This window comes from Pseudonocardia lacus, assembly GCF_018531445.1.
Taxonomy (GTDB): Bacteria; Actinomycetota; Actinomycetes; order Mycobacteriales; family Pseudonocardiaceae; genus Pseudonocardia; species Pseudonocardia lacus.
This window is the reverse complement of the sequence record NZ_JAHDTH010000301.1, coordinates 1-6,552: the sequence shown is the minus strand read 5'-3', so window position 1 is coordinate 6,552 and position 6,552 is coordinate 1. Positions and strand designations below refer to the sequence as shown.

Genomic DNA, 6,552 nt, shown 5'->3' with positions numbered 1-6,552 from the left:
GCGTGGGCCCCACCCTGCCCGTTCCCCACCCCGGCACCGGTAGCAGCCGCCACCCCGGCCTCAACACCGTTCGTCCTCGCTGCGCTGCGGGCGCTGCGTGTTGACCCCGGGGTCCCGACGCCTGCTCAAAACAGCAGGTCACGGGCCAAAAAGCGGCCCACGACCGCTTCAAGACCCCAGGGTTGACAAGCCGTTCCACATCAGTCGAACCAGTTGAAGAGCAGGTCGCCGAGGCGCTCGGGGCGGTGGTAGGCGACGTCCTGGAGTTCGTCCTCGGTGAGGGAGCGCAGGTGCGCCTCGGTGAGCGGCTGGTCGAGGTCGGCGGGAGCGGCGACCTCGAAGCCCCTTCGGGAGAAGACCTCGCGGTGCGGGACGGCCGCGAACACCGGCAGGATGTCGTGGGGTCCCGCCGGCTGGGCCGCGGCGACCAGTCCGGCGGCGGGGTTCAGCAGGAACGCCAGCGGCATGCCGTTGCGCAGTTGCACGCCGACGCGGTGGTAGTTGCGGCCGACGGTGGGTTCCTCGGCGGCCGTTGTGACGGTGCCGCCGTCGATCCTCGTGTACTCGTGCACCGCCGCGAGCCATGCCGCCCGAGCGGCCGGGTCGGGGCGGGGCACGGTCACCCCGGCCCGCAGCCGGTCCTGGATGTTCACGTCGGCATCGTGCCGTGGGCGCGCCGGTGGACGCGGCCCGGCCGACCGTGCGAGGCGGGTCACAGCGGCGGGACCGTCACGGATCCGTGGGCTGCGCCGTCCCACCCGCGTGCGGCCGTGGGGCTGCGGAGGGACGGCGAGGATGAGCACGACGGTGGGAACGGGCAGGACGGCGGGGACCGGCACGGAGCGCGCGGTCCGGGTGCTGCTGTGGGCCGCGGCGGCGGTGGAGGCGGTGATCGGGGTGTGGGCGCAGTTCTTCCCGGTCGGCTTCTACGAGGATTTCCCGCTCGGGTGGGGGTGGGTGCGGCTGCTGCCGCCCTACAACGAGCACCTCGTGCGCGACGTGGGCGGGCTCAGCCTGGCGCTGGTCGTGGTGCTGGTGGCGGCGGCGCTGCGGCCCGACCGGTGGACCGCGCGGGTGGCGGCGCTGGCGGGGGCGGTGTTCGTGGTCCCGCACACGATCTTCCACGCGATGCACATGGCGCACTTCGGGGCGTTCGACGCCATCGCGCAGACGGTGGGCAACGTGGGCCTGTGCGTGCTGGTCGTGGCGATCTGGGTGCTGGCCGGGCGGCTGCCGGAGCGGGGCGGGAGCCGGCGATGAACGGTGTGCGGGGGACAGCTGTGACGTCCGACAGGGTCGTGCCGGCTGGATGATGCATTGCTCACGACATAGTCTCGGGGGTGTGATCGACGACGACGCACCGGACCGGGACTGGACCGAGCCGGGGATCTACCGGTGCGCGCCGGGGGTGTACCGCATCCCGCTCCCGCTCCCGCAGGACGGCCTGCGCGCGGTGAACGTGTACGCGATCGCCGACGAGGCCGGGTGGACCCTGGTCGACGCCGGTTGGGCGATCGCCGAGGCGCGCGAGCTGCTGGGGGCGGCCCTGGCCCGGCTGGACGCCGGGTTCGCCGACATCCGCCGGTTCCTGGTCACCCACATCCACCGCGACCACTACACGCAGGCCGTCGCCCTGCGCCGCGAGTTCGGGATGAAGGTGGCGCTGGGCCGCGGCGAGCAGCCGGGGCTGGAGGCCATCCACAGCCCGGCCAACGCCGGGCTGGTGCGCGACGACGTGCTGCACCGGGCCGGCGCGGGCGAGCTGGTGGCCCGTCGCTCGGGGCCGCCGCCGAAGCACCGGCGCGACGAGTGGGAGTTCCCCGACGAGTGGATCGAGGACGGCGCGGAGATCCTGGTCGGCGACCCGGACGCGCCGCGCCGGCTGCGCGCCGTGCAGACCCCGGGGCACACCCAGGGGCACGTGGTGTTCGCCGACGAGGCGGCCGAGCTGCTGTTCGCCGGCGACCACGTGCTGCCCACCATCACACCGTCGATCGGCCTGCAACCCGTCCGTGCGGCCAGTCCGCTCGCCGACTTCCTGGCCTCCCTCGAACTGGTGCGCTCGCGCCCCGACGCGTTGCTGTTGCCGGCCCACGGGGCCACCGGCATGCGGGTGCACCAGCGGGTCGACGAGCTGCTGGCCCACCACGCCAAGCGCCTGGACGCCACGCTGACCGCCGTCCAGGCCGGCTGCTCGACCGCCTACGAGGTGGCCGGCGCGCTGACCTGGACGCGCCGCGACCACCGCCTGGTCGACCTGGACATGTTCAACACGATGCTGGCCACCACCGAGACCCTGGCCCACCTCGACGTGCTGGCCGAGCGGGGACTGCTCACGGCCGCCGAGGACGAGCGCGGGGTGGCGCGCTACACCGCCTGAGCGCGCGGCCGGGGGGCGGTGCTCGTCCGCCGTTCGTCGACCGGTAACCGCGACCCGCCGCAGCGACACGCCCGGACGGCGCTCCCGAGTTGGTGCTGCTGCGCTGACCGGGGCAAACTGATCACACAACCCAGCCGGGCACGGGACCCGGCCGATGACAGCAGTCCGCCGCGGCTCGAGGACGTAGGGGAAGACGATCCTCGTCGACGTTGGAGGTCTGCAGTGAACGCACGCGGCGTGGTCTTCGTCCACTCGTCGCCGACTGCGGTCTGCCCGCACGTCGAATGGGCGATCTCGGGTGTCCTGGGGACCAAGGTGTCCCTGCAGTGGACGCCCCAGCCTGCTGTGCACGGAGCGCTGCGCGCCGAGTGCTCCTGGTCGGCCCCGGTGGGCTCGGGCGGCGCGATCGCCGCCGCCCTGCGGGCGTGGACGATGCTGCGCTTCGAGGTCACCGAGGACCCGAGTCCCGGCGTCGACGGCGAGCGGTTCTGCTACGTGCCCAACCTGGGGCTGTGGCGCGGGCAGACGGGCGCCAACGGCGACGTCGTGGTGGGGGAGAACCGCCTGCGCGCGGTGCTGGCCGAGACCCCGCCCGCGCAACTGCCGGCCAAGATGCACGAGCTGCTGGGCACGGCGTGGGACGACGTCCTGGAGGACTTCCGCTACGCCGGCGACGGTGCCCCCGTCACCTGGCTGCACCAGGTCGGCTGACCGCGGGGTCGGGACGACAGCGGGGTCGGGGACGACAGCACCCGGACGACGGCGGGGCCGGCGCGGATCGCGCCGGCCCCGCCGTCGTCCGGGCGTGTTCGCTCAGGCCCGGGTGAAGGCCACCGCGGCGTTGTGCCCGCCGAAGCCGAACGAGTCGCAGACCGCGGCCTCCAGGTCGACCTTGCGGGGCTCGCCGGACACCACGTCCAGCTCCACCCCCGGGTCGATCCGGTCGAGGTTGAGCGTCGCCGGGATGACGCCCTCCTTGATCGAGAGCAGGGTGATGATGCTCTCGACCGCCCCGGCCGCGCCGACCATGTGGCCCAGCGCGGACTTGGGCGCGGTCAGCACCGGGTGCGTGCCCAGCGCCTTGACCACGGCCCGGCTCTCGCCGACGTCACCGGCCACCGTCGAGGTGGCGTGGCAGTTGACGTGCCCGACGTCGGAGGGCTGCAGCCCGGCCGTCTCCAGCGCCTTGCGGATGGCCCGGGACTGGCCGGTGCCCTCCGGCTCCGGGCCGGTGATGTGGTGGGCGTCGGAGGTGATCCCGGCGCCGGCCAGCCTGCCGTGCACGGTGGCCCCGCGCGCGGCGGCGAACTCGGCCCGCTCCAGCACCATGATCCCGGAGCCCTCGCCGAGCACGAAGCCGTCGCGGTCGACGTCGAACGGGCGCGAGGCCCGCTCGGGCTCGTCGTTGCGCTGCGAGAGCGTGCGGGCCTGCACGAACCCGGCCACGGTGATGCCGGTGATGCAGGCCTCGGCGCCGCCGGCGATGACCACGTCGACCTCGCCGCTGCGGATCAGCCGCAGCGCCCAGGCCAGCGCCTCGGCGCCGGACGCGCACGCCGACACCGGCGCGTGCACGCCGCCGGTCGCGCCGAACTCGATGCCCACCCAGGCGGCCGGCCCGTTGGGCATGAGCATCGGCACGGTCAGCGGCGAGACCTTGCGCAGGCCGCCGCTCTCCAGCAGGTCGTCCTGGTCGAGCAGGGTGACGGCGCCGCCGATGCCGGTGCCGATGACCACCGCCAGCCGCTCCGGGTCGACCTCCGGCTTGCCTGCGTGCTCCCAGGCCTCCTGCGCGGCGACCATCGCCACCTGCTCGCAGCGGTCCATGCGCCGGGCCTTGACCCGGGGCAGGACCTCGGTGGGGGACACCGCGAGCGGGGCGGCGATCTTGACGGGCAACTGGTGGCGCTCGACCCACTCGTGGTCGGCGTCGTCGATGCGCCGCACGCCGGTACGCCCGGCGAGCAGCGCTTCCCACGTCTGCGCGACGTTCCCGCCGAGCGGGGTGGTCGCGCCCAGGCCGGTGACGACGACGTCGGTGCTCTGGCGGCTCATCTCGTCCTTCCGAGTGGTTGCGCGGGGTGTGGTCGCGCGGGGTGGCGGTGCGCGGCCGGGACGGCGCCCGGCCGGCCCGTCACTGGTGGCTGGAGATGTAGCTGACGGCGTCGCCGACGGTCTTGAGCTCGGCGAGCTGGTCGTCGGGGATCTTGACGCCGAACTTGTCCTCGGCCTGCACGGCGATCTCGACCATGGACAGCGAGTCGATGTCCAGGTCGTCGACGAAGGACTTCTCCGGGGTCACCTCGGCGGTGTCGATGCCGGCGACCTCCTCGACGATCTCGGCGAGGCCGGTGAGGATCTCCGCGTTGTCGGCCATGGTTGTTCTCCTTCGGTGGTGGGGCGGTGGTGGGGGGTGGAACGGTCGGCCCGGACGGGCTCAGGGGCAGGTGACGACCTGGGCGGCGTAGGACAGGCCCGCGCCGAAGCCTACGAGCAGGACGGTGTCGCCGGAACGCACCCGCCCGTCGACGCGCATGTGGTCCAGGGCCAGCGGGATCGACGCCGAGGACGTGTTGCCCGAGTGGATGATGTCGTCGGCGACGACCATGTCCTCCCGGGCGCCCTTCGCGCGCAACCGCTTGGCCACGGCCTCGACGATCCGCAGGTTGGCCTGGTGGGGGACCAGCACGTCGATGTCGGACGGGGCCAGCCCGGCCAGCTCGATGGCCCGCAGCGCCACCGGGGCGATCTTGGTGGTGGCCCAGCGGAACACCGCCTGGCCCTCCTGGGCCAGCGCGCCGTTCTCCGGCCGGATGTGGATGGTCTGCGCCAGGTCGCCCGCGCTGCCCCAGGCGACCGGGCCCACGCCGACCGACTCCGCGTCGGGGGCCGGGCCGAGCACGGCGGCGCCGGCGCCGTCGGCGAAGATGATCGCGGTGGAGCGGTCGGTCCAGTCGAGCCAGTCCGACAGCTTCTCCGCCCCGATGACCAGCACGTGCCGGGAGCTGCCGGCGCGGATCAGGTCGGCGGCGGTGCCCATGCCGAAGCAGAACCCGGCGCAGGCGGCGTTGAGGTCGAACGCACCCGGCGCGGGGATGCCGATCCGCTCGGCGGTCTGCGCGGCGGCGTTCGGGATCGGCGTGGGCATCGTGCAGGTGGCCACGATGACGGTGTCGATCTCGGTGGGGTCGATGCCGGAGTCCTTGACCGCCTGGGCGCCCGCGTCGCTGGCCATGTCGACCAGCAGCGTGCCCTCCTCGGCGATGCGCCGGCTCTGGATGCCGACCCGTTCGCGGATCCACTGGTCGTTGGTTTCCATGCGCTGGGCCAGGTCGTCGTTGGTGACGACGTTGTCGGGCTGCGTGCTGCCCATGCCCAGGAGCCGGGCGCCGGGCGCCGTGGCGGCCAGGCGCAGCGGCGTGCGGGGCCGCGTGGTCATGAGTCCTCCCCCGAGTGCTGGTTGATCCCCGAGTGCTGCGTGATGAGGTCGATCGCGGCGGGCAGGTCGTCGGGCGTCCTGAGCGCCAGGCGCTCCACGCCCTTCATCTCGCGCTTGGCGATGCCGACGAGGGTGCCGGCGGGCGGTAGCTCGATCACGGCGGTGACGCCGCGCTCGAGCAGGGTGGCGGTGCAGGAGTCCCAGCGGACCGGGCGGGTGACCTGGTCGACCAGCCGGCGCACCGCCTCGGCCCCGTCGCCGACGACGGCGCCGTCGGCGTTGGACAGCAGCGGGCGGACGGGGGTGCCCGGGGTGAGCTGCGCGGCCCGGTCGCGCAGGGCCTGCTCGGCGGGGGCCATGTAGCGGGTGTGGAACGCGCCGGCGACGGGCAGCCGCTTGACCCGCGCGCGGTTCGGCGGGTCCTTCTCCAGCGCCTCCAGCGCGCCGACCGCGCCGGCCGCGACAACCTGGCCGGTGGCGTTGCGGTTGGCCGGGTCGAGGCCGAGCGCGGCCAGGGCGGCCAGCACCTCGTCGGCGTCGCCGCCGAGCACGGCCGACATCCCGGTGGGCTCCAGGTCGCAGGCGGCGGCCATCTCCCGGCCGCGGACGGCGGCGAGCTCGACGGCGACGTCCGCGTCGAGCACCCCGGCCAGCGCGGCCGCGGCCAGCTCGCCCACCGAGTGCCCGGCGACGGGCGCCCCGGCCGGCAGCGCCGCCGCCGCGGTGAGCCGGG

The 6,552-nt window shown here is 74.4% G+C and carries 8 protein-coding genes; 3 read left to right on the top strand and 5 right to left on the bottom strand.

Annotated elements, in window-relative coordinates; all coding sequences use genetic code 11:
- Positions 1-200: 200 nt before the first annotated feature.
- Positions 201-653 (bottom strand): hypothetical protein, encoded by a 453-nt coding sequence (locus KIK08_RS36155; RefSeq protein ID WP_214407823.1) that lies wholly within the window; start codon positions 651-653, stop codon positions 201-203.
- A 142-nt stretch (positions 654-795) separates the two neighbouring features.
- On the opposite strand from KIK08_RS36155, the gene KIK08_RS36150 reads away from it, so the two are divergent.
- From KIK08_RS36150 to KIK08_RS36140, 3 genes are all read left to right on the top strand, one after another.
- Positions 796-1,260, top strand: coding sequence for a DUF4345 family protein (locus KIK08_RS36150; protein ID WP_214407822.1), 465 nt, complete (start codon positions 796-798; stop codon positions 1,258-1,260).
- 52 nt (positions 1,261-1,312) lie between these two features.
- On the top strand, positions 1,313-2,380 hold the full coding sequence (locus KIK08_RS36145; protein WP_214407824.1) for an MBL fold metallo-hydrolase: 1,068 nt from the start codon (positions 1,313-1,315) through the stop codon (positions 2,378-2,380).
- A 222-nt stretch (positions 2,381-2,602) separates the two neighbouring features.
- Positions 2,603-3,091 (top strand): DUF3145 domain-containing protein, encoded by a 489-nt coding sequence (locus KIK08_RS36140; RefSeq protein WP_214407821.1) that lies wholly within the window; start codon positions 2,603-2,605, stop codon positions 3,089-3,091.
- A 102-nt stretch (positions 3,092-3,193) separates the two neighbouring features.
- Here KIK08_RS36140 and KIK08_RS36135 read toward each other — a convergent pair whose 3' ends face one another.
- The 4 genes from KIK08_RS36135 to KIK08_RS36120 all read right to left on the bottom strand — a co-directional run.
- Positions 3,194-4,435, bottom strand: coding sequence for a beta-ketoacyl-[acyl-carrier-protein] synthase family protein (locus KIK08_RS36135; RefSeq protein ID WP_214407820.1), 1,242 nt, complete (start codon positions 4,433-4,435; stop codon positions 3,194-3,196).
- 79 nt (positions 4,436-4,514) lie between these two features.
- Positions 4,515-4,757, bottom strand: coding sequence for an acyl carrier protein (locus KIK08_RS36130; RefSeq protein ID WP_214407819.1), 243 nt, complete (start codon positions 4,755-4,757; stop codon positions 4,515-4,517).
- Between the two features lie 60 nt (positions 4,758-4,817).
- Positions 4,818-5,819 carry a beta-ketoacyl-ACP synthase III gene (locus KIK08_RS36125; protein ID WP_214407818.1) on the bottom strand — a complete coding sequence of 334 codons (1,002 nt, stop codon included), beginning with the start codon at positions 5,817-5,819 and terminating at the stop codon, positions 4,818-4,820.
- Positions 5,816-6,552, bottom strand: a 737-nt coding sequence (locus tag KIK08_RS36120) for an ACP S-malonyltransferase (protein ID WP_214407817.1), incomplete at its 5' end; no start/stop codon positions are given. The genes KIK08_RS36120 and KIK08_RS36125, both read right to left, overlap by 4 nt.